Source organism: Mycobacterium sp. (assembly GCF_965229265.1).
Classification (GTDB): Bacteria; Actinomycetota; Actinomycetes; order Mycobacteriales; family Mycobacteriaceae; genus Mycobacterium.
The window spans coordinates 122,761-147,775 of record NZ_CBDDIY010000012.1 but is presented as its reverse complement, the minus strand read 5'-3'; the positions used below and the strand labels follow the sequence as shown (position 1 = coordinate 147,775).

General features: G+C 68.5%; 23 protein-coding genes and 1 pseudogene. 15 read left to right on the top strand and 9 right to left on the bottom strand.

Annotated features, from left to right (window positions below; translation table 11 throughout):
- Positions 1-134 precede the first annotated feature (134 nt).
- A complete protein-coding gene (locus ADBZ9K_RS18370; RefSeq protein ID WP_526622994.1) occupies positions 135-935 on the top strand; it encodes an SDR family NAD(P)-dependent oxidoreductase in 801 nt (266 codons plus the stop codon).
- A 4-nt stretch (positions 936-939) separates the two neighbouring features.
- Here ADBZ9K_RS18370 and ADBZ9K_RS18365 read toward each other — a convergent pair whose 3' ends face one another.
- Entirely contained in the window at positions 940-2,274 is a 1,335-nt protein-coding gene (locus ADBZ9K_RS18365) for a sensor histidine kinase (protein WP_526622992.1), read from the bottom strand.
- 10 nt (positions 2,275-2,284) lie between these two features.
- On the bottom strand, positions 2,285-2,986 hold the full coding sequence (gene prrA, locus ADBZ9K_RS18360; RefSeq protein WP_370369165.1) for a two-component system response regulator PrrA: 702 nt from the start codon (positions 2,984-2,986) through the stop codon (positions 2,285-2,287).
- 251 nt (positions 2,987-3,237) lie between these two features.
- On the opposite strand from prrA, the gene ADBZ9K_RS18355 reads away from it, so the two are divergent.
- Complete coding sequence (locus ADBZ9K_RS18355; RefSeq protein WP_526624211.1) at positions 3,238-5,241, top strand: ABC transporter ATP-binding protein; 2,004 nt, start codon at positions 3,238-3,240, stop codon at positions 5,239-5,241.
- The gene (locus ADBZ9K_RS18350; protein WP_526622989.1) at positions 5,238-7,055 is read left to right on the top strand and encodes an ABC transporter ATP-binding protein; all 1,818 of its coding nucleotides are present in this window, start codon (positions 5,238-5,240) and stop codon (positions 7,053-7,055) included. The genes ADBZ9K_RS18355 and ADBZ9K_RS18350 overlap by 4 nt, the downstream gene beginning before the upstream one ends.
- Position 7,056: 1 nt before the next feature.
- Here the strand turns inward: ADBZ9K_RS18350 and ADBZ9K_RS18345 are convergent, their stop codons facing one another.
- Entirely contained in the window at positions 7,057-7,233 is a 177-nt protein-coding gene (locus ADBZ9K_RS18345; protein ID WP_526622987.1) for a hypothetical protein, read from the bottom strand.
- Between the two features lie 15 nt (positions 7,234-7,248).
- On the opposite strand from ADBZ9K_RS18345, the gene ADBZ9K_RS18340 reads away from it, so the two are divergent.
- From ADBZ9K_RS18340 to ADBZ9K_RS18330, 3 genes and pseudogenes are all read left to right on the top strand, one after another.
- Entirely contained in the window at positions 7,249-7,806 is a 558-nt protein-coding gene (locus tag ADBZ9K_RS18340) for a MarR family winged helix-turn-helix transcriptional regulator (protein ID WP_526622985.1), read from the top strand.
- 78 nt (positions 7,807-7,884) lie between these two features.
- Positions 7,885-8,532: pseudogene (locus ADBZ9K_RS18335) on the top strand (phosphoribosyltransferase); the annotation flags it as partial.
- Between the two features lie 67 nt (positions 8,533-8,599).
- Complete coding sequence (locus tag ADBZ9K_RS18330) at positions 8,600-9,205, top strand: NrtR DNA-binding winged helix domain-containing protein (RefSeq protein ID WP_526622983.1); 606 nt, start codon at positions 8,600-8,602, stop codon at positions 9,203-9,205.
- Here the strand turns inward: ADBZ9K_RS18330 and ADBZ9K_RS18325 are convergent.
- Positions 9,202-10,674, bottom strand: a complete 1,473-nt coding sequence (locus ADBZ9K_RS18325; protein WP_526622981.1) for a carboxyl transferase domain-containing protein — start codon at positions 10,672-10,674, stop codon at positions 9,202-9,204. The two genes, ADBZ9K_RS18330 and ADBZ9K_RS18325, sit on opposite strands and share 4 nt — an antisense overlap.
- Before the next feature lie 34 nt (positions 10,675-10,708).
- Between ADBZ9K_RS18325 and ADBZ9K_RS18320 the strand changes: the two genes are divergently transcribed.
- From ADBZ9K_RS18320 to ADBZ9K_RS18295, 6 genes are read left to right on the top strand one after another with little or no spacing between them, the layout of a single operon-like run.
- Positions 10,709-11,440 (top strand): enoyl-CoA hydratase, encoded by a 732-nt coding sequence (locus ADBZ9K_RS18320; RefSeq protein WP_526622979.1) that lies wholly within the window; start codon positions 10,709-10,711, stop codon positions 11,438-11,440.
- 31 nt (positions 11,441-11,471) lie between these two features.
- Positions 11,472-12,584: an MBL fold metallo-hydrolase gene (locus ADBZ9K_RS18315; protein ID WP_526624209.1), complete on the top strand. Its 1,113-nt coding sequence runs from the start codon at positions 11,472-11,474 to the stop codon at positions 12,582-12,584.
- Positions 12,585-12,602: 18 nt separating this feature from the next.
- Positions 12,603-14,189: a serine hydrolase domain-containing protein gene (locus tag ADBZ9K_RS18310; protein ID WP_526622977.1), complete on the top strand. Its 1,587-nt coding sequence runs from the start codon at positions 12,603-12,605 to the stop codon at positions 14,187-14,189.
- Positions 14,186-16,594: a cation-translocating P-type ATPase gene (locus ADBZ9K_RS18305; protein ID WP_526622975.1), complete on the top strand. Its 2,409-nt coding sequence runs from the start codon at positions 14,186-14,188 to the stop codon at positions 16,592-16,594. Before ADBZ9K_RS18310 ends, ADBZ9K_RS18305 begins: the two co-directional genes overlap by 4 nt.
- Before the next feature lie 41 nt (positions 16,595-16,635).
- Positions 16,636-16,842, top strand: a complete 207-nt coding sequence (locus tag ADBZ9K_RS18300; protein WP_526622974.1) for an Rv0909 family putative TA system antitoxin — start codon at positions 16,636-16,638, stop codon at positions 16,840-16,842.
- 3 nt (positions 16,843-16,845) lie between these two features.
- Positions 16,846-17,292 carry a type II toxin-antitoxin system Rv0910 family toxin gene (locus ADBZ9K_RS18295; RefSeq protein ID WP_526622972.1) on the top strand — a complete coding sequence of 149 codons (447 nt, stop codon included), beginning with the start codon at positions 16,846-16,848 and terminating at the stop codon, positions 17,290-17,292.
- Here ADBZ9K_RS18295 and ADBZ9K_RS18290 read toward each other — a convergent pair.
- Positions 17,289-17,669, bottom strand: a complete 381-nt coding sequence (locus tag ADBZ9K_RS18290) for a hypothetical protein (RefSeq protein WP_526622971.1) — start codon at positions 17,667-17,669, stop codon at positions 17,289-17,291. The genes ADBZ9K_RS18295 and ADBZ9K_RS18290 overlap by 4 nt on opposite strands.
- 144 nt (positions 17,670-17,813) lie before the next feature.
- Between ADBZ9K_RS18290 and ADBZ9K_RS18285 the strand changes: the two genes are divergently transcribed.
- The gene (locus ADBZ9K_RS18285) at positions 17,814-18,038 is read left to right on the top strand and encodes a three-helix bundle dimerization domain-containing protein (RefSeq protein ID WP_526624207.1); all 225 of its coding nucleotides are present in this window, start codon (positions 17,814-17,816) and stop codon (positions 18,036-18,038) included.
- A gap of 12 nt (positions 18,039-18,050) precedes the next feature.
- Here the strand turns inward: ADBZ9K_RS18285 and ADBZ9K_RS18280 are convergent, their stop codons facing one another.
- Both ADBZ9K_RS18280 and ADBZ9K_RS18275 read right to left on the bottom strand, forming a co-directional pair.
- Complete coding sequence (locus ADBZ9K_RS18280) at positions 18,051-19,613, bottom strand: GAF domain-containing sensor histidine kinase (protein WP_526622969.1); 1,563 nt, start codon at positions 19,611-19,613, stop codon at positions 18,051-18,053.
- On the bottom strand, positions 19,606-20,247 hold the full coding sequence (locus ADBZ9K_RS18275; protein ID WP_526624205.1) for a response regulator transcription factor: 642 nt from the start codon (positions 20,245-20,247) through the stop codon (positions 19,606-19,608). Before ADBZ9K_RS18275 ends, ADBZ9K_RS18280 begins: the two co-directional genes overlap by 8 nt.
- 171 nt (positions 20,248-20,418) lie before the next feature.
- Between ADBZ9K_RS18275 and ADBZ9K_RS18270 the strand changes: the two genes are divergently transcribed.
- Positions 20,419-21,306: a universal stress protein gene (locus ADBZ9K_RS18270; protein ID WP_526622967.1), complete on the top strand. Its 888-nt coding sequence runs from the start codon at positions 20,419-20,421 to the stop codon at positions 21,304-21,306.
- 81 nt (positions 21,307-21,387) lie between these two features.
- Positions 21,388-22,275: an amidohydrolase family protein gene (locus ADBZ9K_RS18265; RefSeq protein ID WP_526622966.1), complete on the top strand. Its 888-nt coding sequence runs from the start codon at positions 21,388-21,390 to the stop codon at positions 22,273-22,275.
- A gap of 12 nt (positions 22,276-22,287) precedes the next feature.
- On the opposite strand, the gene ADBZ9K_RS18260 is transcribed toward ADBZ9K_RS18265, so the two are convergent.
- Positions 22,288-23,181: a hypothetical protein gene (locus tag ADBZ9K_RS18260; protein ID WP_526622964.1), complete on the bottom strand. Its 894-nt coding sequence runs from the start codon at positions 23,179-23,181 to the stop codon at positions 22,288-22,290.
- 98 nt (positions 23,182-23,279) lie between these two features.
- Entirely contained in the window at positions 23,280-24,998 is a 1,719-nt protein-coding gene (locus tag ADBZ9K_RS18255; RefSeq protein ID WP_526622962.1) for an NAD-binding protein, read from the bottom strand.
- Between the last annotated feature and the right edge of the window lie 17 nt (positions 24,999-25,015).

The following is a 25,015-nucleotide window of genomic DNA, read 5'->3' as shown; positions in this document are numbered from 1 at the left end:
CTGATTTCGCCCTTGTGACATGGCGGTTACTACCTTGTACGAACGTCCAAGTATTGGACGGTTGACCTAGAAATGCCGACGACGACGCTCTAGTGTCGTGCGGGTTCAGCCGAAATTCGAAGGGAGCAAGCGCAATGCCTACTACGGTGCCACGTGCGTTCGACCTGGCCGACCGGGTGGCTTTGGTCACGGGCTCGAGCAGCGAGTTGGGCATCGGGTTCGCATCCGCGCGGCTGCTGGGTCAACTCGGCGCTGCGGTGATGGTGACGGGGACGACCGAGCGCGTCCACGCGCGCGCCGAGGAACTCCGCGGCGAGGGGATCCGGGCCGCCGCCCACATCGCCGACCTGTTCGACCGGGCCGCCGCGATCGGATTGGTACACGCCACCGAGGCCGCGTTCGGCACGGTCGAGATCCTGGTCAACAATGCCGGCCTGGCCTCGGTCAACAGCCCCGAAGAGCCCAATCCGTTGATGGCGATGACCGACGAAGAGTGGTCACTGGCGTTGCGGCGCAACCTGGACACCGCGTTCTATGTCACCCGGGCGGCACTGCCCGGCATGGTGAAGCGCGGCTTCGGGCGGATCGTCAACGTCGGATCGACCGCGGGTGTGCTGACCGCCTACCGGGGTGACGTCGGCTACCACACGGCCAAGGCCGCGATGCTGGGGATGACCCGTTCGGTGGCCGTGGATTACGCCAGGGACGGCATCACCGCCAACCTGGTGCTGCCCGGATGGATCGCCACGGCAGCCCAGTTGCCCTCGGAGGTCGCTGCGGGCAATGCCACGCCGATCGGTCGCTCGGCCACCGCGGCCGAAGTCGCCGCCGGGGTCGCATTCCTGGCTGCACCGGGAGCGTCCTATGTCACCGGCACCACGCTGATCATCGACGGGGGTAATGCCATCTCCGGGTCGGTCGCGGCCGCGGACTGATGCGCTAGCAGGGGGCGGGCAGGCGCAGCACAAGGCGCGCGCCGCCGAGCGGGCTGTCCTCCAGTGACGCTGTACCACCGTGTATTTCAGCTTGCTGGGCCACCAGGGCCAGGCCCAGTCCCGAGCCGGAGTGCGACGCCGTTGACCCGCGGGCGAATCGCTCGAAGACCGCCGTGCGTTCGGCCTCGGGAACCCCGGTGCCGTTGTCGTCGATGGCGATCTGGACGCCCTCACGCGAACTGACCGCCGACAGCTGCACCCGGGTCGCGCCGCCGTGCTTGACCGCGTTGGCGATCGCGTTGTCGACCGCCAGTCGAAGGCCTGCGGGCAAGCCGATGATGATGCAGGTCGGGGAGGGGACCAGCGACACCTCGAGATCGGGATAGACCCGCATCGCGTCGTGCGCGGCGCGGTCGAGCAGTTCGGTGATGTCGACCGGAACCTGATCGGCCTGCGTCGAAAGCTCGCCCTGGGCAAGACGTTCCAGAGCCCCCAGGGTGGCCTCGATGCGCGTCTGGGTGCGCACGACGTCGCTGAGCACCTCCTTGCGCTGCTCCTCGGTCATGTCCAAGGTGGCCAGCACTTCGAGGTTGGTGCGCATCGCGGTCAGTGGGGTGCGCAATTCGTGGGCCGACACCGCGGCGAAGTCACGCGCCGAAGCCAGCGCGGCCTTGGTGCGGTCCTGTTCGGTCCAGATGCGTTCGAGCAGACCCTTGAGCGCCTCGCCGATCTCCACGGCTTCGGTGGCACCGCCGATATCGATGTCGGGAGCCTCGTCGTCGGCGTCGATCTGCCGGGTCTGGGCGGCCAGCCGGCGGAACGGCCGCACCGCGAAGGTGGCCAGCAGCCAGCCCAGCAGGCCCGCCGCGCCGATCGCGAACACGCAGATCATCAGCACCCGCCGGTGCAGGTTGTTGGTGTCGGCGATGGTGTCGTCGTAGGTCGCGCCGACCTCGAGGGTGGTGGCCTCCGGGTAGGAGAGCTCGACGGTGCGCACCCGGTAGCGGATGCCGTCGACGGTGGTCGTCGCATAGTCGGAGTCCAGGCGCGGCAGCACGACATCGGAGTTGGACTTGACCTGATCGCCTCGGCGGACGGTGATGACGACGTCCTGGTCGTTGGGGGACGGCGGGATCTGGTCGAGGCCGCGCGGGACGAACGGGACCGCGAACCCCGCCGCCTCGTCCAGCCTGCGGTCCAGCCGCTCGAGGCGGTCGTTGGTGATACCGATCCAGACGATGGTGCCCACGATGGTCACCACGATCGCCGCGCCGAGCGCCGTCGCGAACGCCACCCGGGTGCGCAGCGACGGGGTGCGGCGAAAGATGCGGGACAGCATCAGGAGCCGGTCATTGGGTGCGCAACACGAAACCCACACCGCGCACGGTGTGCAGCAGCCGGGGTGCGCCGCCGGCTTCGAGCTTGCGGCGCAGATAGCCGATGAAGACGTCGACGACGTTGGTGTCGGCGGCGAAGTCGTACCCCCACACCAGCTCGAGGAGCTGTGCGCGCGACAGCACGGCGGTCTTGTGTTCGGCGAGCACGGCCAGCAGGTCGAACTCGCGCTTGGTCAGGTCGACGTCGACGCCGTTGACCCGCGCTCGCCGCCCTGGGATGTCGACCTCGAGGGGGCCTACCTGGATGGTCTCCGACGAGAAGGTGGCCGTTGACCCGCGGCGGCGCAGCAGCGCCTTGACCCGGGCCACCAACTCGGCCAGCACGAAGGGCTTGACCAGGTAGTCGTCGGCACCGGCCTCGAGCCCGGCGACCCGGTCGTCGACCGAGCTGCGCGCCGAGAGCACACAGACCGGCACGTCGTTGTCCATGGCGCGCAGCGCCGTCACCACGCTGACCCCGTCGAGCACCGGCATGTTGATGTCGAGCACGATCGCATCGGGCCGAGTCTCGGTGGCCGAGCGCAGCGCTTCGGCGCCGTCGACGGCGGTGGACACCTCGAATCCGGAGAGTCGCAGCCCGCGCTCCAGCGATGCCAGAACGTCGGGATCGTCATCGACCACGAGCACGCGGGGTGCGGCCGAACTACTGTCCATGCACCCCATCTTGCCTGATGGACGCCCGTACAAGTGGGAGGCGACGCGGACACGGTGACGGGCGGTGGAAGGGTTTGACCTCAATCGTTGTTGAGGTTCTACCGTGGGGATGTCGCGGTCGATAACCGATTGCGTCGCGTGCGATCATCGAATTCGGGGGGTCGACCGCGGCATTGGCATCGAGGTGTCGGACGTGCCGCATATCTTCGGCAGTGGTCGATGACGAGGGATTGGTTGACGCGGTGGCTGAGCTGACTTCCGAACCGGGCGGACTGCGTTCGGAGCCGGCGATCGCACCCGCCCGCCCGCATCCCCGCGGCGCTTCCGATCTGCTCCGTCTGCTGCCCTATTTGATGCCCTACCGGGCGCGCTGGATCGCGATGGTCACCGTCGCCATCACCAGCCTGGTGGCCACCGTCGCGATCCCGCTGATGACCAAGGCCGTGATCGACGGCCCGGTACGCCACCAGGACCAGCGGGGGCTGTGGCTGGTGGGTGCTGCCGCGATGGGGGTGGGCATCTCCGAGGCGCTGCTGTGGTTCATCCGGCGCTGGCTGGTGGCCCGGGCGACGATGGGCGTGGAGGCCGACATCCGCAAGGATCTCTACGCCCGGCTGCAGATCCTGCCGATGTCGTTTCACGGCCGCTGGCAATCGGGTCAGCTGCTGTCGCGAATCATGAACGACCTGAGCACCATTCGCCGGCTGCTCTCCTTCGGTCTGGTGTTCCTGCTGCTCAACATCCTGCAGATCACCATCGTCACGATCATCCTGCTGGCGATGTACTGGCCGCTGGGTGTCGTCGTGCTGGTGTCCATCGTGCCGATCACCCTCACCGTCCTGCACTTCGAGCGCACCTTCACCCGGCTCTCCCGGCTAGCCCAGGACCAGGCCGGTCACGTCGCCACTCAGGTCGAGGAGTCCGCACTGGGACTGCGCGCGGTGAAATCGTTCGGCCGCGAGGATTACGTCTTCGACCGCTTCGACGAGCAGGCCAGCATGCTCTATGACACCCAGATCGAAAAGGTCGGGGTGTCGGCGAAGTTCTGGACGCTGCTCGAGGTGATCCCCAACCTGACCCTGATCGTCGTGCTCGGGTTCGGCGCCTACGCCGCCGGGCACGGGCTGGTCACCCTGGGCACGTTGGTCGCGTTCATCACGATGATGCTCTCGCTGGTCTGGCCCATCGCGTCGCTGGGTTTCCTGCTGTCGATGACCCAGGAGGCGATGACGGCGGCCAACCGGATCGCCGAGATCTTCGACGCGCCCCGTGAGATCACCGACGGGCCCATCACGGCCGCCCCGCGCGGCGGCCGGCTGGAACTGGTCGACGTCGGCTTCGGCTTTCCTGCCGCCGGCGACCCTGCCTCCGACGACCCTGCCGCCGGCGACCCTGCCTCCGACGACGATGCGGGACGGGCCGGGGCGTGGGCGCTGCGCCACGTCACCGTCACTGTGGAGCCGGGTGAGACGCTCGCGCTGGTCGGCGCCACCGGTTCGGGCAAGTCGGTGCTGGCCGCGCTGTTGCCGCGGCTCTACGACGTGACGGAGGGTTCGATCCGCATCGACGGCACCGATATTCGCGAGCTGTCGCTGTTCGCGCTGCGGACGGCGGTGGCCACCGCCTTCGAGGACCCCACACTGTTCTCGATGTCGGTGGCCGAGAATCTGCGGCTGGGCCGTCCAGAGGCCACCGACGACGATCTCGCCCGGGCCATCGAGATCGCCGCCGCGCAGTTCGTCTACGACCTGCCGTTCGGCCTGCAAACCCGCATCGGTGAACAGGGGATGAGCCTCTCGGGTGGTCAGCGGCAGCGGCTTTCGCTGGCCCGCGCCATTCTGGCCGCGCCGCGGATCCTGGTGCTCGACGACACACTGTCAGCCCTGGACGTGCACACCGAGGCAGCGGTCACCGAGGCGCTGCGCAGCGTGTTGGGTGCGGTGACCGCGGTGGTCGTCGCCCACCGTGCCTCGACGGTGCTGCTGGCCGACAAGGTCGCGCTGCTGGACAGGGTCGACGGGGCGGGCACCATCACCCACATCGGCACCCACGCCGAGTTGCTGGCGACCGTCCCGCGCTACCGCTACCTGCTGGCCGCCGACGACCAGTTCGACGACGGGTGCCCACCGCGGCCCGAGTGGGAGGACGACGACGAACGGCAGCGGTTGGACCGCGCCTATGAGGAGGCCTGCGAGCAGCGTGATATCACCCGCGGGCCGGTCGACTACGCGGCATTGGAAGGGCGGCGCCGATGACCACCGCGGAATGGCGCGGCCGGCTCGACGAAGAACCCGACGACCTGCCGATCGACGAGGTCAAGCCCCGCCGCCGGGAGGCCCGTGCGCTGCTGGGCTCCCTGCTGCGGCCGTTCCGGCTGACGGTGGGGCTGCTGGCCCTGGTCGTGGTCGTGGAAAACGCTGCGCGACTGTCGGTTCCGCTGCTTGTTCAGCGCGGTATCGACCACGCCATACCGCCGCTGGTGGCCGGCGGCTCGGCACGTGAGCTGATCATCGTGGTGGTTGCGCTGTGCGCGGTGGCGGCGCTGCAGGCGACCAGCCGGCTGTTCTTCCTGAATCGTTCCGGGCGGATCGGTCAGCGGGTGTTGCTCGAGGTGCGCCGCCGGGTGTTCCGGCATTTCCAGCGGCTCGACGTCGCCTTCCACGACCGCTATACCTCGGGGCGGGTGGTCAGCCGGCTGACCAACGATGTCGAGGCCATCCAGGACATGCTCGAGACCGGATTCGACAGTCTGATCACAGCGGTGCTGACCCTGTTCGGCACCGCCATCCTGCTGGTCGCCCTCGACGTGCGGCTGGGGCTGATGTGCCTGGCGGCCTTCCCGATCCTGGTGGCGCTGGTGTGGTGGTTCTCGGCCGAGTCGGGCAAGACCTACCGCCGGGTGCGGGAGAGCGCCGCGCTGGTGATCGTGCAGTTCGTCGAGACGATGACCGGGATCAAGGCGGTGCAGGCCTATCGCCGCGAGCCCCGCAACCAGGAGATCTTCGACGACGTCGCCGACGAGTACCGCGAGGTCAATGAGCGGACCTTCCGGCTGCTGGCGATCTTCATGCCGGCGGTGAAGCTGGTCGGCAACCTCACCACCGGTGTGGTGTTGATCTATGGCGGCTATCGCGCGATGCACGGTGAGATGACCATCGGCACGCTGGCGGCGTTCCTGCTCTACCTGCGGATGTTCTTCGAGCCCATGCAGGAGATCTCCCAGTTCTTCAACACCTTCCAGTCGGCGTCCTCGGCGCTGGAGAAGCTCGCCGGTGTGCTGGCCGAGAAACCCGCGATCGCCGATCCGGCCGCGCCGGTGCATCTCGAGCAGGTCCGCGGCGAAATCGCCTTCCGCGACGTGCAGTTCAACTACGTTCCGGATCGGCCGGTGCTGCCCGGGCTGTCGCTGGTGGTGCCCGCCGGGCAGACGGTGGCGCTGGTCGGCACCACCGGGGCGGGTAAAACCACCATCGCCAAACTGATCGCCCGGTTCTACGACCCGACGTCGGGTTCGGTGATGCTCGACGGTGTCGACCTGCGGGCCGTCGAGCAGAGCGAGCTGCGCCGCCACGTGGTGATGGTGACCCAGGAGAACTTCCTGTTCTCCGGCACGGTCGCCGACAACATCCGGTTCGGCCGCCCGTCGGCCTCCGATGCCGAGGTGCACGCCGCCGCGGCCGCGGTGGGCGCCGACGAGTTCATCGCTGAGCTGCCCGACGGCTACGACACCGATGTCGCCAAGCGCGGGGGACGGCTCTCGGCCGGGCAGCGGCAGCTGATCGCATTCGCCCGGGCGTTCCTGGCCGACCCGGCGGTGCTGATTCTCGACGAGGCGACCTCCTCGCTGGACATCCCCAGCGAACGGCTGGTCCAGCGCGCGCTGCGGACCGTGCTCGCCGGCCGGACGGCGCTGATCATCGCCCACCGGCTGTCCACCGTCGAGATCGCCGACCGGGTGCTGGTGCTCGAACACGGCCGCATCGTCGAGGACGGCCCGCCTAGTGAGCTCGTCGACTCGCAAGGCCGCTATGCCGCGCTGCACCGGGCCTGGGTGGAATCGCTGGCCTAGCTCACAACCCGTCGATGATCTCGGCGATCCGCGGCGATCGTGGAGCCAGGACGTCGAAGACGCCGGTGGCTTTCACTTTCACCGCCTCGGCGCGCAGGTGCGCGGCCAGTTCGGCATAGCCGGGATCGGTGAGCGACAGTGATTCCAGCTTCTTGGCATTGGCGACCCACGCGGCCACTGTCCCTTTGCGGACTTGGATGCCATCCAGGTCGGCGAAATCTGTTCCATCGGCGATCAAGTCGCTGGCATTGGTGATGTTGTGCTTACCGAACGGAAGATGCGTGCAATTGTCACGTATTATCTGACCATGGTCGTCTCTACCGCGGCGCGCGTGCAATCGGCGCTGGGCAAGCTGTTACAACGCGGCACCCGCATGCATCTGTATGGCCGGCTGGTCGAAGGGGTCGAGGGAGTGGACGCAACGCTCTACCCCGTGCTGTCCGGTCTGGCGCGGACCGGCCCGGCCAGTGCGACCGAACTTGCAGCAGTCATCGGCTTGGATCGCACCGCCACGACGAGGTATGCCACCCGGCTGCAGGCCGCCGGGCTTGTGACGCGAGCACCCGATAGGGCCGATGCGCGGGCAACTCTGTTGCAGTTGACGCCAGCGGGCCGAAAGGCGGTGTCCAGGATGCGCGGCAACCTCACCCGCGTCATCGAGGAGATCCTCGATGACTGGTCGCCCGCGCAGGGCGAGCAGTTCGCCGCTGCTCTGGATGATTTCGTCACCCGACTGGAGAACTCCACGTAAGCCGCCGAGTTCGACGTATTGGTGCAAACGTCTCGCACTTTGACGCCCAAACGTCGGTTTGGGCGCAGACTGCGAAGTATGCAGCGCTACGCCGATCGGGCTGATGCCGGCCGCCGGCTGGCCGCATCGCTGCAGGCCTACCGCGGCCGCGACGTGCTGGTCCTCGGCCTGCCGCGGGGCGGCGTCCCGGTCGCCTTCGAGGTCGCGGCATCCCTCGGCGCCCCGCTGGACGTGCTCGTGGTGCGCAAGCTCGGTGTTCCGGCGCAGCCCGAACTGGCCTTCGGCGCCATCGGGGAGGGCGGGGTGCGGGTGCTCAACGCCTCGGTGCTGCGCCATGTGCCGGTCAGTGAGTCCGAGATCGCCGAAGTGGAAACCGCACAGCGCGCCGAACTCGAGCGCCGCCTCCGGTGCTACCGCGGCGACCGGGAGGCGCTGCCCCTGACCGGACGGGTTGTGCTGATCGTCGACGACGGGTTCGCCACTGGGTCCACCGCCCGGGCGGCCTGCCTGGTCGCCCGCGCGCAGGGCGCGGCCGAGGTGGTGCTGGCCGCCCCGATCGCGGCCCCCGAGGCTCTCGCCGGGTTGCGCGACTATGCCGACGAGGTGGTGTGCCCCGGCGCGCCGGCCTTCTTCCATGCTGTCGGTCAGGGTTATCGCAACTTCGACCAGACCTCCGACGAGCAGGTGTGCGCGCTGCTGGAACGCGCTCGTCACGGCTTTGAGCAATAATGAGTTAATCAGCGATACAAGCGATACAGCGACGCAATCTCTTAGCGACCAGCCACGGCCGAAGGTGGCCGTCGACACGGCGCTGCTCACCCTCGATCCGGCAGATCCGGAACTGACGGTCCTGCAGGTGCGCCGCGCCGACGGGCCGGGGTGGGTGTTGCCGGGGACCTTCCTGCGCCCCGGCGAGCGGCTGGCCGACGCCGTCGAACGCTCGCTGCGGGTCAAGGCCGGGGTGCGTGGTTTGCGACCCAGGCAACTGCATGTCTACGACGACCCGGATCGCGACGACCGGGGTTGGGCGCTCTCGGTGGCCCACGTCGAGGTGGTGCCGATGCGTCGGCTCGAATCCCGGGAGTCCGGCCACACCCGGCTGGTCCCGGTCTCCCGGCCGGGCCGGCTGCGCTACGGGCACGCCGAAATCATCGCTCGCGCAGCCGAAGACGTGCGCGAGCGGTATGCGCAGCGCCCCGACCCCGATCACCTGCTGGGCCGGCAGTTCACCCTGGGTGAGCTCCACCGGGTCCATCAGGCGGTGGCCGGCCGGCCGCTGCAACGTGACCGGTTCCGCCGCATGATGAAACCCTGGCTGCAGCCCACCGGCCACCTGGTCACCGGGACCGGGGGCAGGCCTGCGGAGCTTTTCCGGCGTGAGTCCCGGGCCAGGTTCTAGTCGGACAACCCGATCCGCCGGTAGCGCTCCAGGCGGGCCGCATAGCGCGACGCCGACGGCGCCGCCCGCAGGTCGTGCAGCGCTCGGGCGATCGCGGCCGAGAGCCGGCGGGCGAACTCCACTGGCTCGTCGGCGGCGTCTGGATGCTCCGGCACGATCGCGTCGACGATCCCGTTGCGCAGCAGATCAGCCGAGCGCACCCCTTGAGCGGCAGCCAGTTCCGCTGCATGGGCGGTGTCGCGAAACACGATGGCGCTGGCGCCCTCCGGGGGCAGCGGCGCCAACCAGCCGTGCTGGGCGGCCAGCACCCGGTCGGCCGGCACCATCGCCAGCGCCGGTCCGCCACTGCCCTGACCGAGCAGCACCGACACCGTCGGGGTGTCCAGCGTCACCAGATCGGACAGGCAGCGGGCGATCTCGCCGGCCAGCCCGCCCTGTTCGGCCTCAGCCGACAGTGCCGGGCCCGCGGTGTCGATCACCAGCACCAGCGGCAGCTGCAGGCCGGCGGCCAGCGCCATGCCCCGGCGGGCCTCGCGCAGCGCAACAGGACCTACCACCCCGCCGACGACCCGGCGCTGCCCGACGACGACGGCCGGCTGGCCGTCGAACCGGGCCAGCGCGAGCACCGTGCTGGCGGCCTCGCCGTGGGTGCCCGACAGCAGGACACGTTCGGTGGCGCCCTCGCGCAGCAGCCAGCTCACCCCCGGCCGGTCCGGTCGTCGGGAGGCGATCACCGAGTCCCAGGCCGGCACGTCGGGCAGCGGTTCGTCCGGGGGCGGCGGGGGAGCCGCACCCGGCGGGTCGGTGATGACCGTCAGCGCCCGGTCCAGCGTCGGTCGCAGCGCCTCGATGCCGACCACCCCGTCGATGACGCCGTGGCGCAGCAGGTTCTCCGCGGTCTGTACACCGGCGGGAAAGGGCTCGCCGTAGAGCTGCTGGTAGACCCGTGGGCCTAGGAAGCCGATCAGCGCACCGGGCTGCGCGACGGTGATGTGGCCCAGCGAGCCCCATGAGGCGAACACCCCGCCGGTCGTCGGGTGTCGCAGGTAGACCAGGTAGGGCAGGTGCGCCCGCTTGTGCTGGGTGACCGCCGCGGTGATCTTCACCATCTGCAGGAACGCGACCGTGCCCTCCTGCATGCGGGTGCCCCCCGAACTCGGGGACGCCAGCAGCGGCAGCCGCTCGGCGGTCGCCCGTTCTACGGCCGCGGTGATGCGTTCGGCGGCGGCCACCCCGATGGACCCGGCAAGGAAGTCGAACTCGCAGGCCACGACCGCCACCCGGCGGCCGAAGACGGTGCCCTCGCCGGTCAGGACCGACTCATCGAGACCGGTGGCGGCGCGGGCCTGCTCGAGCTCGCGCCGGTAGGCGGCGTCGGTCGCGACGGCCAGGGGGACGTCGTCCCAACTTCGGAACGACCCCGGGTCCAGCGCGGTGTCACGCAGTTCGGCGGCCCCAATGCGGCTCACGCGACGAGGATATCGGTGCCAGTAGGCTCGTCCCATGATCGGTATCAATCGCGTGGGGGATGTGACCACCATCGAGCTGCAGCGTCCGGAGCGACGCAATGCGCTCAACTCCGAACTCGTCGACACGCTGCGCGAGGCGGTCGAGAAGGCCGCCGCCGACGACGTCCGAGCCATCGTGCTGACCGGGCAGGGAACGGTGTTCTGCGCCGGCGCCGACCTGTCCGGCGACGTGTTCGCCGCCGACTTCCCCGATAAGGCGATCGCGCTGAACAAGTCCATCGACGCGGTCCCGATGCCGGTGATCGCGGCGATCAACGGCCCGGCGATCGGCGCGGGTGTGCAGCTGGCGATGATCTGCGACCTGCGGGTGGTGGCACCGGGCGCCTACTTCCAATTCCCGATCGCCAAATACGGTCTGGCGCTGGACAACTGGAGCATCCGCCGGCTGGCGTCGCTGGCCGGCTACGGACGCGCCCGCGGCATGCTGCTGGCCGCGGAGAAGCTGGACGCGCAGACGGCGCTGATGACCGGGATGGCCAACCGGCTCGGCGACCTGGCCGACGCGCAGGCCTGGGCGGCCGAGATCGCCGGGCTGGCGCCGCTGTCTCTGCAGGCGTCCAAGCGGGTGCTCAATGACGACGGCGCCTACGAGGAGCAGGGCCCGGCACACAAGGAACTCTTCGACAAGGCGTGGGGCAGCCAGGACGTGATCGAGGCGCAGGTCGCGCGGATCGAGAAGCGCGCCGCCCAGTTCAAAGGGGCCTGACGTGGCTAGCCTTCCCCGGGTCGCTTCGCTCCTGCCCTCCGGGAAGGCGGCGCTGCGGCTGGCGGCCGGTACCGCGTCGCTGGCCACCGGCGGCTGGGTCCTGCGGGCCTTGCACGACGCACCAGCCTCGCTGGGCGCAGGGCCCGGCGCGATCGGTCCGGTTGCCGACCGATCGGCGCACTACCGCGACGGGGTGTTCCACAACATCGACCCGGCCTCGCCACTGCGGCTCGACACCGAAGAAAACCGCCTCATCCTGTTCGACATGCTGTCCAGCCGCTCGGTCAGCCGGCCCCGGGCGGCCATCCCGATCGTGGCACCGGCCCCCACCCGCGCCGAGCCGCTCGCGGTCAGCTGGCTGGGGCACTCCAGCGCGCTGCTGGAGATCGACGGCTACCGGGTACTGACCGATCCGGTCTGGAGCGAGCGCTGCTCACCGTCGCGCACCGTCGGTCCCCAGCGCCTGCACCCGGTCCCCGCGCCGCTAGAGGGGCTACCCGCTCTGGATGCGGTGCTGATCAGCCACGACCACTACGACCATCTCGACATGGATACCGTGCTGGCTTTGGTGCGCACCCAGCGCGCGCCGTTCGTGGTGCCGCTGGGCGTCGGCGCCCACCTGCGCCGGTGGCACGTGCCGGCCGAGCGCATCATCGAGCTCGACTGGGACGAGCAGACCCGCATCGGGGAGCTGAGCCTGGTGTGCACCCCGGCCCGGCACTTCTCGGGGCGGTTCCTGACTCGCGACACCACGCTGTGGTCCTCGTGGGCGATCATCGGCCCGCAGCACCGCGCCTACTTCGGCGGCGACACCGGCTACACCCGCAGTTTTGAACAGATCGGCGCCGACCACGGGCCCTTCGACCTGACGCTGATGCCCATCGGGGCCTACAACAAGGCCTGGCCCGACATCCACATGAATCCCGAGGAGGCGGTGCGCGCCCACCGTGACGTCACCGACGCCGGGCTGTTGGTCCCCATTCATTGGTGCACCTTCCGGCTGGCGCCGCACCCGTGGGCCGAGCCGGTCGAACGCTTGCTGGTGGCCGCCGAGGCGGCCGGGGTGTCGACGGCGGTACCCAAACCGGGCGGCCGGGTGGTCCCCGCCGCCCAGGCGGCGATTGACCGCTGGTGGGAGCTGTGACGCACTACCGTGCAAGTCATGACCGCCCTGGCTAGACGTGCCGCGATCGTAGCCGTACTGGTCGGCCTCACCGCGTGTAGCTCGACACCCGCCCAACCCGGGCCCACCAAACCGCCCTCGGATCAACCGCCCCCGCTGGTGCCCGCACTGGCATTGCCGGACAACGCCGTCGGCGATGCGGTCGCCAAGCTCGACGGGATAGCCGAGGAGCTGCTGCGGTCATCCGGCATCCCCGGGATGGCAGTCGCCGTCGTTCACGGTGGAAAGACGTTGTACGCCAAGGGGTTTGGTGTCAAAGATGCGAACCGGCCGGCGAACGACCCGGGTAATCGGGTGGACCCCGACACGGTGTTCCAGCTGGCGTCGGTGTCCAAGCCGATCGGTGCCACCGTGGTAGCCCATCAGGTCGGCCAGGGCGCGATCAGCTGGAACACCCCGGTGATCACCGAGCTGCCCTGGTTTGGGCTGTCCGATCCGATGGTCACCCGGATGGTCACCGTCGGTGACCTGTACTCACACCGGTCCGGATTGCCCGACCACGCCGGCGACAAGCTGGAGGACCTCGGTTACGACCGGCGCTACATTCTGGGCAAGCTCCGCCAGCTGCCGCTCGATCCGTTCCGGATCTCTTACGCCTACACCAACTTCGGGCTCACCGCAGCCGCCGAGGCGGTCGCCGCCGGCGCCGGGAAGAGCTGGGAGGACCTCAGTGAGCAGGTGCTCTACCGGCCACTGGGCATGACGTCGACGAGTTCGGTGTTCGCCGACTTCGAGGCCAGACCGGACAAGGCTCTCGGGCATATCCGGGTCGACGGCACCTACCAGCCGCGCTACCGGCGCGACGCGGACGCGGAATCACCAGCAGGCGGGGTCAGCTCGTCGGTCGCCGATCTCACCCGCTGGCTGGCGATGGTGCTAGCCGACGGTACCTACAACGGCCAGCGGATCGTCGACGCCGGCGCGCTGCTGCCCGCCCTGACCCCACAGATCGTGTCCAGCCCGCCCACCGAACCGGCGATGCGATCCGGGTTCTACGGCTACGGCTTCAACGTGGGCACCACCTCGGCAGCCCGGGTACAACTGAGCCATTCCGGCGCGTTCGAACTGGGCGCCGGAACCAATTTCGTCATCATCCCCTCCGCCGACGTCGCGATCGTCGCGCTGACCAACGCCACCCCGTCCGGGATCCCCGAAACCCTGACCGCGGAATTCGCCGACCTCGTCCAGTTCGGCGAGGTGCGCCAAGACTGGCGAAAGCTCTACGGCGACGCCTTCGCCGAGATGGACCAGCCGGTGGGCGCGCTCGTCGGCAAGACCCCACCGCCGGACCCCGCGCCGGCCAAGCCGCCCACCGCCTACACCGGCACCTACCGCAACGACTACTGGGGACCGGCCGTCGTGGCCGAAAAAGACGGCAAGCTCACCCTGTCACTGGGCCCCCGCCCGGACACCTACGAACTGTCGCACTGGGACGGTGATGTCTTCGCCTTCCGTGCGGTGTCCGAAAACTCGCCCCCCGGAAGCGTTTCCATGGCGACCTTCAGCGGGAATCGGCTCACGCTGGAGTACTACGACGAGGACAAGATGGGAACATTCAGCCGATGACCGTCAGTGTGGCCGCAGGACTGACCGCCGCCGAAGTCGCTGCCCGGGTCGCCGACGGCAAGACCAACGACGTGCCGACCCGCGCCTCGCGCAGCGTCTCCGAGATCGTGCGGGCCAATGTGTTCACCCGCATCAACGCGATTCTCGGTGTGCTGCTGATCATCGTGCTCAGCACCGGATCGTTGATCAACGGCATGTTCGGCCTGCTGATCATCGCCAACAGCGGTATCGGCATCATTCAGGAACTTCGGGCGAAGAAGACCCTGGACAACCTGGCCATCGTCGGGCAGGCCAAGCCGATGGTGCGGCGCCAGTCGCGGACAGAACCCTTGCCGCCCAACGAGGTTGTCCTCGACGATGTGATCGAGCTCGGGCCCGGCGACCAGGTCGTCGTCGACGGGGACGTCATCGAGGCGGCCAACCTGGAGATCGACGAGTCGCTGCTCACCGGTGAAGCCGACTCGATCGCCAAACACGCCGGCGACGTGGTGATGTCGGGCAGCTTCGTTGTCGCCGGGTCGGGCGCCTACCGCGCCACCAAGGTGGGCCGGGAAGCCTACGCCGCCCGGCTGGCCGAGGAGGCCAGCAAGTTCACCCTGGTGAAATCCGAACTCCGCACCGGCATCAACAAGATTCTGCAGTTCATCACCTACCTGCTCTGGCCCACCGGGGTGCTGGTCATCTACACCCAGCTGTTCACCACCGATGTGGGTTGGCGGGAGTCGGTGCTGCGGATGGTCGGCGCCCTGGTTCCCATGGTGCCCGAGGGCCTGGTGCTGATGACCTCGATCGCCTTCGCGGTCGGCGTGGTTCGGTTGGGCCGCAGGCAGTGCCTGGTCCAGGAGTTGCCTGCCATCGAGGGACTGGCCCGCGTCGACGTGGTGTGCGCGGACAAGACCGGAACCCTCACCGAGAACGGCATGCGGTTGTCCGACGTCGCCCCGGTCGGCCGGGCCGAGGCCACCGAGCTGGTTACCGACGTCTTGGCGGCACTGGCCGCCGACGACCCCAGACCCAACGCCAGCATGCAGGCGATCGCCGAGGCCTACCCGAACCCGCCCGGCTGGACGGCGACCGCCGCCGCGCCGTTCAAGTCGGCCACCAAATGGAGCGGAGTCTCCTACGGCGAGCACGGAAACTGGCTGATCGGCGCCCCTGACGTGCTGCTTGATCCGGGTTCTGCCGCCGCAGCCCAAGCCGAGGAGGTCGGCGCGCGCGGGTTACGGGTGCTGCTGTTGGGTGCCAGCGACGCGTCCGTCGACAGCCCCGAGGCGCCCGGCACCGTCACGCCGGTCGCGCTGGTCATGTTGGAGCAGCGGGTTCGCCCTGACGCCCGCGAAACCCTGGATTACTTTGCTTCCCAGCATGTGTCGGTGAAGGTGATCTCCGGCGACAACGCGGTGTCGGTCGGTGCGGTGGCCGCCTCGCTCGGCCTGCAGGGCGAAACGATGGATGCCCGCCAGCTGCCGACCGATCCCGACGAGCTGGCCAAGACCATGGCTACCTACACCACGTTCGGCCGGGTGCGTCCCGACCAGAAGCGGGCCATGGTGCACGCCCTGCAGGCCCGGGATCACACCGTGGCGATGACCGGCGACGGCGTCAACGACGTGCTGGCCCTCAAGGACGCCGACATCGGGGTGGCGATGGGTTCGGGCAGCCCAGCCTCGCGCGCGGTGGCCCAGATCGTGTTGCTGGACAACAAGTTCGCCACCCTGCCCTACGTGGTGGGCGAGGGCAGGCGGGTCATCGGCAACATTGAACGGGTATCCAACCTGTTCCTCACCAAGACCGTGTACTCGGTGTTGCTGGCGCTGCTGGTCGGGCTTGCGGGCCTGTCGCACAAGCTGTTCGGTACCGAACCGCTGGTCTACCCGTTCCAGCCGATTCACGTCACCATCGCGGCGTGGTTCACCATCGGCATTCCCGCGTTCATCCTGTCGCTGGCGCCCAACAACGAGCGTGCGCGTACCGGGTTCGTGCGCCGGGTGATGGCCTCGGCGTTGCCGTCCGGTGTGGTGGTGGGTCTGACGACGTTCGCGTCGTACCTGATCGCCTACCACGGCCGCAACGCGACCACCGTCGAGCAGACTCAGGCCTCCACCACCGCGTTGATCACCTTGCTGATGGGGGCGGTGTGGGTGCTGGCGGTCATCGCGCGGCCCTACCAGTGGTGGCGGGTTGCGCTGGTGGTGGTGTCCGGCCTGGCCTATGTCGTGATCTTTGCCATACCCCTGGCCCGCCAGACGTTCATGCTCGACCCGTCCAACCTGGAGGTTACGGCCGCCGGGGTGGGGATGGGCCTGCTCGCCGCGGGCCTGATCGAGGTGCTGTGGTGGATCCAGGGCCGGGTACTGGGCGAACCGCGGATTTTGTGGCGCAGCGCGCATACGGTGCAAGATTGACCGGGCTGTCTGCCCTGGTGATCGATCAGGAAGGGTGACTGATGGGATTCCTCGACAAAGCCCTCGACAAGACCAAAGAGGTCTTGAGCGAGAACGCCGAGAAGGTGGAGCAGGCCATCGACAAGGCGGGTGACGTCATCGACGAGAAGACGCAGGGCAAGTTCTCCGGCGCCGTCGACAAGGTGCAGGACGTGGCCAAGAACATCGTCGACAAGAACCGCACCGACAAGGGCGATCCGCAGACCTGACCCATGGCGAAACTCTCAGTATCGGTGGACGTTCCCCTTCCGCCCGAGCAGGCTTGGCAGCACGCCTCCGACCTGTCGCGCTACTCCGAATGGCTGACCATCCACCGGGTCTGGCGCTCCAAGCTGCCCGACACCCTCGACAAGGGCACCGTCGTCGACTCCATCGTCGAGGTCAAGGGCATGCCCAACCGTGTCAGGTGGACGATCGTTCATTTCAATCCGCCGGCGGCGATGACGCTCAACGGCGTGGGCGTGGGCGGGGTCAAGGTCAAGCTGATCGGCAAGGTTCGCCCGCACGACAAGGACGCCGACTCCTCGGTGGTCACCATGGACGTCCACCTGGGCGGCCCGGCGTTGTTCGGCCCGATCGGGATGATCGTCGCCGCGGCGCTGCGCGGCGACATCCAGGAGTCGCTCGACCGGTTCGTGACGGTATTCGCGGGAAGCTAGGTCCTGATGACCCGGTGCGGGGTCGGGTAGGGGTGCGCCCGCGGGATGACATGGCGGGCCGGCCCCACCGCCGACGCCGGGTGCCGCGTCACGTCGGTCCGACCGTCGCCGCCGAGGAACCGCCGCTCGAGTCCGGCGATCAGATCCTGAACCGACCGGCGCTCCCGTTCCGCGGTGCGGATCATCCCGCGGATGCGTCGCGCCTGGGTCTGTTCGCCGCGACGCTGGTACCGCTCCAGAGCCGAGCCATAGGTGGCGAGGTCGGCGTCGAGCTGCTCGCACTGCGCCAGCAGCATGTCCCGCAGGTGTTCTGCCTGAAGACGATTCACAGATTCGGGCGCCCGGTAGCTCGCATCCGGGTTGCTCGGTGGGGTCACGGGCGAACTGTATCCGAACCGGTGCCCCGCTGCGCACCGGGTGTAACCGCCTGAGCCGCCGCCATGTTGTGTTCACCGACCGGACGGCTGGACGACGTCCGTAGTCATATTGATAGTTGCGCGAATGGCGTATTTCGTCCGATGATGTCCGGCGTGGAACGTGCTGAGGAGCAGCGTCAGATCGACCAGGTGGTCGGGCGCCTCACAGAGCTGTTCCCCTATGTTCCCGATCACGTCATCACCGAAACCGTGGATAGCGCACATCGCCGGTTCGATGGTGCCCGCATCCGCGAGTTCGTCCCGCTGTTCGTCGAGCGCCACTGCCGGGTGTTGTTCACGGCGCATCCGGCGGTGGAGATTTCGGCGTAGCCGGACCACCCGTCAGGGCAGCGGTGCCGACCAGACCAGCCGGGTACCGCCACCGGGCCGCGGTGTGATGCTGAACCGCCCTCCGCATTCGCTGGCCCTTCCGGCCAAATTTGCCAGCCCGCTGCGGGTGACGTCCTCGCCGATTCCCACACCGTCGTCGGTGACGCTGATGGTCAGGTCGTCGGCGACGGTGACCGACACCGTCACCGAACGAGCCCCGGCATGACGCACCACGTTGCTGATTGCTTCGCGCACCACCGCCTCGGCATGGTCGGCCAACGTCGCGTCGACAACCGACAGCGGACCGCTGATGTGCAACGCCGGGCGCACCGCTGAATCGACGGTCATCTGGGTTACGGCCTGCTCGATCCGCTGGCGCAACCGCGTGACCGTGCCGCCGTGCAGGTCGAAGATCGTGGTGCGGATCTCCTGGACGATCTCCTGTAGATCGTCGAGCGCGCCGGCGACCCGCCGGTCGCCCTCGGCCCGCTCGGCGCTCAGCGCGCCCTGCAGTGACAGGCCTACCGCGAACAGCCGCTGGATCACGTGGTCGTGTAGATCCCGGGCGATCCGGTCGCGGTCGGTCATGACGTCGAGTTCGCGCATCCGGCGTTGAGCGGTCGCCAGATGCAGCGCCAGCCCCACCTGCCCGGCGAACGCAGCCGCCATGTCCAGCTGGGCCTCACTGAACTGCTTGCCGGGTGCCGCGACGCACACCAGTACGCCGGTGGCGGTGTCCGGCTCGCACAACGGGAGCACCAGCGCCGCCAGCGGGTCCTCTGATAGGTCGCGAAAGTCGCTGATCCGCAACGGAACACAGTCTGCGAGCGCTAAACCCACCGCCGTCCCGGTGGCGGGTAGCCGGCGGCCCACCAACTCGGGCCGCGTCGACGCGGTGATCACCAGATCTCCCGACTCCTCGGGTGCGGCGCAGAAGCTGATGTCGCCGCCGGTCAGCGCCAGCGCCTTGGCGACAATCTCCCGGAGCACCACCGCGGGATCGTCACCGGCCAGCAGGTCGGTGCTGATGTCACGGGTCGCCTCGATCCACAGCTGGCGGGTGTGGGCGGCCTGGTAGAGCCGGGCGTTGTCGATGGCGATCCCGGCGGCCCCGGCCAGCGCGAGCACCAGCACCTCGTCGGCTTCGGTGAAAGGCGCGCCGCCGGCCTTCTCGGTCAGATACAGGTTGCCGTAGACCTGGTCCCGGATCCGGATCGGCACGCCCAGGAAGCTGCGCATCGGTGGATGGTGGGCTGGGAATCCGATCGAGGCGGGATGCTGCGAAAGATCCTCGACCCGAATAACTTTCGGGGTGTTGAGTAGGACGCCGAGCATTCCGTGCCCGGCCGGAAGCGGCCCGATCTGGTCGGCCGTCTCCTGATCGATGCCTTCGAACACGAAGCGCTCCAGCACCGGTTGCTGCTCGGAACCGATCACTCCGACCGCGCCGTACCGCGCGTTCACCAGACCCATCGCAGTGTGGACGATGGTGTGCAGCTTGCGTTCGAGTTCCAGGCCGGAGGAAACGGCCAGCATCGCGTCGACCAGACCGTCGCGGACGTCGAGGTCAAACATCGCTGCGGCGCATCGTCTCGGCCGCGAAGAGTGCAGCCTGGGTGCGCCCGCTGAGCCCGAGTTTGGTCAGCAGTCTCGAGACGTAGTTCTTGACTGTCTTCTCGGCGAGGAACATTCGCTGGCCGATCTCCCGGTTGGTCAGACCCTCGCCCAGCAGTTGCAGCAGCGTGCGCTCGGTGGCAGACAGGTCGCGTAGCCGCTCGTCCTGTTCGGTGTCCTTGCGCAGCCGGGACATCAGGACGGCGGCAGCACGGTTGTCCAGCAACGACTTTCCCGACCCGACGGCCTTGATGGCCTCGGCCAGCTCCATTCCCCGGATGTCCTTGACCACGTACCCGCTGGCGCCGGCCAGGATCGCGTCGAGCATCGATTGTTCGTCGGTGAAGGAAGTCAGGATGAGACAGCGCAATTCGGCGTGCGTGGCAAGGAGTTCCCGGCAGAGGTCGATGCCGCTGCCGTCGGGCAGCCGGATGTCCAGTACCGCCACATCGGGGCGGGCGGCGGGAACGCGTGACAGGGTCTCGGCGACTGTACCGGCCTCGCCGACCACGGTCAGTTCGGAATCGTTGCCCAGAAGTTCGGCGAGACCGCGCCGCACGACCTCGTGGTCATCGACCAGGAAGACCTTGATCACACCGCAGTAGAGCCCGAAATCGCCGGAACTGGGTAGGGACTTTGGTCCCGAAAACACCTGACCAACGCCTTGCCGGAAGGGGTCCAAGACGGCTGGCAGAGGGACCTGCCGTGGTGAATTGTCATAGGCGACACCGCGACGAGCGGTGGTGACATCCGAAAGGGACTCCAGATGGGGCACACCGCAGGCGCTTCCGGCGAGATCGTCGTCGGCGTCGACGGCTCGGCCGCATCTAACGCCGCGGTCCGCTGGGCGGCGCACGAGGGCGGCGCCCGCAACATCGCGTTGCGGTTGGTGCACGTCGCGCAGGCCCCGGCCGTGACCAATGTGATGATGCCCGTTCCGACCCAGTTCGAGGAGTGGCAGGACACCCAGGCGCGCCAGGTCCTGGCCGAAGCGCGTGAACTGGTGGCGCAGGTGGGCGCCGAGACGGGTGCCCCGGCCCGCATCGCTGACGCCGACATCTACCACGCGACGCCGGTGCCGACCCTGGTTGACCTGTCCAAGGGTGCCGAACTGATCGTGGTCGGCAGCCGTGGCATGGGCGCCTTCCGGCGAGGCCTGCTGGGCTCGATCAGTACTGGTCTGATCCACCACGCGCACTGCCCGGTCGCGGTGATCCATGACGGGCCGGTCGCGGCCTCGCACCTGCCCGTGGTTGTCGGCATCGACGGCTCTCCGGTCTCGTCCGAAGCCACCGATCTGGCCTTTGCCGAGGCATCCCGGCGCGGCGTGGACCTGGTGGCGGTGCACGCCTGGAGTGACGACAGCTTGTTCGCGGTCCCCGGTGTGGACTGGTCCGCAGTGGCCGCCGGCGAAGAGGAACTATTGGCCGAGCGGCTGGCCGGGATGGCCGAGGGCTATCCGGATGTCACCGTGCATCGCGTGGTGGTCCGCGATCAGCCGGCCCGCTACCTGGCCGAGCAGGCCCAGAACGCACAGCTGCTGGTGGTGGGCAGCCACGGGCGTGGCGGATTCGCCGGGATGCTGCTCGGCTCGGTCAGCACCGCACTTGCCCATACGGTCACCATCCCCCTGATTGTCGCGCGCCGGCACTAGCACCCCACGGCGCGCGCCTTGGGCCGGCGGACGGAGTTCTCCCTTGTCCGCCGGCCCACTCCCTTCTTCTAGACTGCGGCGATGACCGTGAGGTACGAGTCCGCGATCGACATCGCCGCGGTCGACGCCATCGACTTCCATACCCACGTCGAGATCGATTCCGCCGGCCGGTGTGCCTACGACGGCGAGCTGGCCGAGGCCACTGGCCGGTACTTCAAGCTCGGCCCCGACTACTTCGCCCGCGTCGATGAACTCGCCGAGCACTATCGGCAGCACAACACCGCGGCGGTGGTGTTCACCATCGACGCACGCACGGCATCGGGCCATCAGCCCAACTCGGTGGAGGAGCTGATCGAGGGGGCGGCCCGCAACAACGACGTGCTCATTCCATTCGGCACTGTCGACCCCTGGGATGCCAACGCGGTGCTGCGGGTCGACGAGCTGGTCGGTGACTACGGCGTTCGTGGTTTCAAGTTTCATCCCAGCCTGCAGGGGTTCGAACCCAACGACCGCCGGTTCTACCCGGTCTATGAGGCGATCACCGCCGCCGGTGTGCCCGCGCTGTTCCACACCGGGCAGACCGGACTGGGCACGGGTACCCCCGGTGGCCACGGGATCAAGCTGCGCTACTCCGACCCAATGCTGCTCGACGATGTCGCCGCCGATTTTCCCGATCTGACGATCGTCATGGCCCACCCGGCGGTGCCGTGGGTCGACGCCCAGATCGCGATCGCCTCGCACAAGGCCAACGTTTACGTCGACCTGTCCGGCTGGTCACCCAGATACTTTCCGCCCCAACTCATTACGGCGATCGGTCGGCAGCTGCGGACCAAGGCCCTGTTCGGCACCGATCACCCCTACATCGCGTTGGACCGCTGGCGGCGCGATTTCGCGACCCTCGACATCGACCCGGCGGTGCTGCCGCTGATCCTGAGGGAGAACGCTCAGCGGGTGCTGGGCCTGGTGTGATCGCGGTCGGGGTCAGCTGACCTCGGCGGTCTGCGACTCGACAACCACCGACGACGGGGCGGTTCGTTCCCAGAGCAGGGCGCTCACACACGCGATAACGACCCAGCCGATGCCGACCGCACCGCACCAGATCAGCAAGGACATCGCGACGCCGATCGGGCCGAAGCCGTCCCAGTCATGAAGGAGGGTGGGGAATAACAGACGGGCGCCGAGCGGAATCACGATGCCGTCGATCACCACCCCGGCAAGTCCGGCGAGCGCAAGTGGGCTCAGGGCCCGCCAGCCGTCGCGGACGAGCAGTACCGGTGTGAGGGTCCAGAATATCCACACGGGCACCAGGCCAACCAGGAACAGCAGCGTCCACCCGCCGTGGCCGTGGCCGTGGCCGTGGTGCGTGCCGAACGTGATCCGCTCCCGCAACGCGATCGTGGCCAGGTAGAGCACGAACCACAGGGTGCCCCGCAGTAGTTTGGCCACCAGCCCGAACTGCTGGCGCCGCCAGGCTTTGGCGAAGATCCCGGCGATCGTGATGGCCATGGGGATACCCCACACGAGGAATCCTGCGACCCCGATCAGACTCCAGTCCGCCCGCAGCCCCGAGGAATGTCCGAACGCTTCCCGCATCCGCTCCTTGAGGGGATGTTCGAGGGCGAATTGCCGGATGAAAATGGTTCCGGGGCTGGCGTTGTCGGCGAATCCGGAAAAATAGCTGAAGCCGATGATGATCAGCGGAATCACGGTGGTGAAGAGCTGGGTGGAAACCAGCGCGCCCTGTGTCCCGCCGTCGATTTCGTTGAAGCGCGCGACCAGGGCCGTCACCGGGGCGACTCTGCGCGACTCCTCCAGGCGCCGGTAGCGGTCCTCGAGCAGTCGACGGACCGCCCCGAGGTCCCGGCCCTCACCCACCAGCGGCCCTGCTGCGCGTCATGAGCAGAGAATAAGTCAGCTCCCTGGCACGCTTGCCACGAACTGGTCTTGCCGCGACCACCCGGCGAGTGCGGGGCTCACCCCGTACTCGACGGTCGCCTGACCTTGCCTGGCTGGGAGGCGCGCTGCCCTTTGCGCAGCGTGTCGATCAGCTCGCGGTACGGGCCGACGAGGTATGCGGTATCGCCTGCGGCCAGCTGCGTTTCCCGGCGTGGGTGCAACCGCACCGGTGAACCGTCGCGGGTGATGGCGATGACCCTGGTCTGAGTGGACAGTTCGAACATGCGAAGGCCGTCCAGTTCGCTACCGGCCCGTACGCGCACGCCGCCGACCATGAACGAACGCTGGCCCACCGAGAAGGTACCCAGCACGTCGAGGCCCATCGCGGCGCCGATGAACCACGGTGTGGCGAGGTCGACGGTCGAGCGGACGTACTCGAAACCGAACCGGTGACCCACGGCCGCGCCCAACCTCCGGTCGTAGATCCGCAGCACGATCGGCAGGTCGGGACGGTGGATATCGGGGAGCGCTCTCGGGCCTAGCATTTCGCGCAGCACGATCCCGGTCTCGATGTTGACCATGTCGTCCTGGGTGAGCACCGCGATGGCGCGGGCGTCGTCGATGCGCGCCGCCTGCAATGTCTGGCGCAGGGTGGCGTCGCCGAAGATCACCGGAACTTCCAACTCGGCGGCCGCCGACAGGTAGCGGTTGTCCTCATTACGCTCGATGACGGCGACGTCGTGGCCCGCCGCCTTGAGCACGCTGGCCACCCGAATGCCGAACGATCCCAGACCAACGACCACGACATGGCGATGCAGGTGGCGGATCTTCTGTCGGCTGGCGGAGTGTGACATCCGGCGTGACAGCAGAACGTCGGCGACGAAGGCCACCACGATGGCGGTGGTGGCCACCCCGGCGAACATCATCGCCACCCCCCACAGCCGCAGCCAGGTGGGCTGCTCGAGGAAGTTGAAATCGCCGTAACCGACGGTGGCGATGGTTTCGGCGGAGAAGTACAGCGCGTCGACCCAGCCCATCCCGGGCTGGTTGTAGGCGAAGCGCAGCATGACTGTCGAACCGACCAGGAGCGTGGCCGAGGCCGCGAGTGCGCGGTAGAACATCGGGTTCAGGTCGTCCCGGAACGCGCGCACGGCGTCGGCGAGGCGGACGAACAGCGGACGCTCCCGCGGTGCGGCCGGTATCGGTTTCGCGATCTCGATGCCCCGCTCGGTCAGCTCGTCGGCGGTGCCGATCATCGCCGTCCAGTCGCCGGGGCGTACCCGCATGTCGCGCCCGGGGCAGGCGATCACCTCGCCGGGGGTGTCGGAGTCCTCGCACCGGATGATCGCCACCGGCGCCAGGTCGCCGTACATCTCGCGCAGCGTGCCTTCGCGGGTGGCGACCGCACCGGAGACGACGAAGTCGATACCGGCCACCGCGATCGTGTGGGTGGTCCGTTTGAGCAGCGCCTCCACCACCGAGGGCGCCGTGAGATCGGCCACGTCGAGGATGGCGCCCGGCCCGTTGCCGTCGGCCATGGCTTCGCGCAGCACGGTGTTGGCCAGCCGTGCCACCACCCGGACCCGGGGGTTGGCCTGGCGGGCCAGCAGGGCGATCTCCAGGTTCAACGCGTCGTCGTCGTCGGCACAGATCACGGCGTCGGCGGTGGCGATGCCGGCGGCCTCCAGATCGCTGGGCGACTGCGAGGTGACCACGCTGAGCTCGGCGTTGTTGAGCTCGTCGATGATCCGCAACGCGAGCGCATCGTCCCCGCAGACGATGATGTGGCCGTGCATGGGGAAACGCTACTTCG

Excerpts from the sequence above, each read along its gene's own strand:
- ADBZ9K_RS18285 (WP_526624207.1), top strand. The coding sequence starts at position 17,814 with ATGTCCGGCGTGGAACGTGCTGAGGAGCAGCGTCAGATCGACCAGGTG.
- ADBZ9K_RS18280 (WP_526622969.1), bottom strand. The coding sequence starts at position 19,613 with ATGTTTGACCTCGACGTCCGCGACGGTCTGGTCGACGCGATGCTGGCC.
- ADBZ9K_RS18305 (WP_526622975.1), top strand. The coding sequence starts at position 14,186 with ATGACCGTCAGTGTGGCCGCAGGACTGACCGCCGCCGAAGTCGCTGCC.
- ADBZ9K_RS18365 (WP_526622992.1), bottom strand. The coding sequence starts at position 2,274 with ATGCTGTCCCGCATCTTTCGCCGCACCCCGTCGCTGCGCACCCGGGTG.
- ADBZ9K_RS18350 (WP_526622989.1), top strand. The coding sequence starts at position 5,238 with ATGACCACCGCGGAATGGCGCGGCCGGCTCGACGAAGAACCCGACGAC.
- ADBZ9K_RS18255 (WP_526622962.1), bottom strand. The coding sequence starts at position 24,998 with ATGCACGGCCACATCATCGTCTGCGGGGACGATGCGCTCGCGTTGCGG.
- ADBZ9K_RS18310 (WP_526622977.1), top strand. The coding sequence starts at position 12,603 with ATGACCGCCCTGGCTAGACGTGCCGCGATCGTAGCCGTACTGGTCGGC.
- prrA (WP_370369165.1), bottom strand. The coding sequence starts at position 2,986 with ATGGACAGTAGTTCGGCCGCACCCCGCGTGCTCGTGGTCGATGACGAT.
- ADBZ9K_RS18295 (WP_526622972.1), top strand. The coding sequence starts at position 16,846 with ATGGCGAAACTCTCAGTATCGGTGGACGTTCCCCTTCCGCCCGAGCAG.
- ADBZ9K_RS18370 (WP_526622994.1), top strand. The coding sequence starts at position 135 with ATGCCTACTACGGTGCCACGTGCGTTCGACCTGGCCGACCGGGTGGCT.
- ADBZ9K_RS18300 (WP_526622974.1), top strand. The coding sequence starts at position 16,636 with ATGGGATTCCTCGACAAAGCCCTCGACAAGACCAAAGAGGTCTTGAGC.
- ADBZ9K_RS18320 (WP_526622979.1), top strand. The coding sequence starts at position 10,709 with ATGATCGGTATCAATCGCGTGGGGGATGTGACCACCATCGAGCTGCAG.
- ADBZ9K_RS18270 (WP_526622967.1), top strand. The coding sequence starts at position 20,419 with ATGGGGCACACCGCAGGCGCTTCCGGCGAGATCGTCGTCGGCGTCGAC.
- ADBZ9K_RS18265 (WP_526622966.1), top strand. The coding sequence starts at position 21,388 with ATGACCGTGAGGTACGAGTCCGCGATCGACATCGCCGCGGTCGACGCC.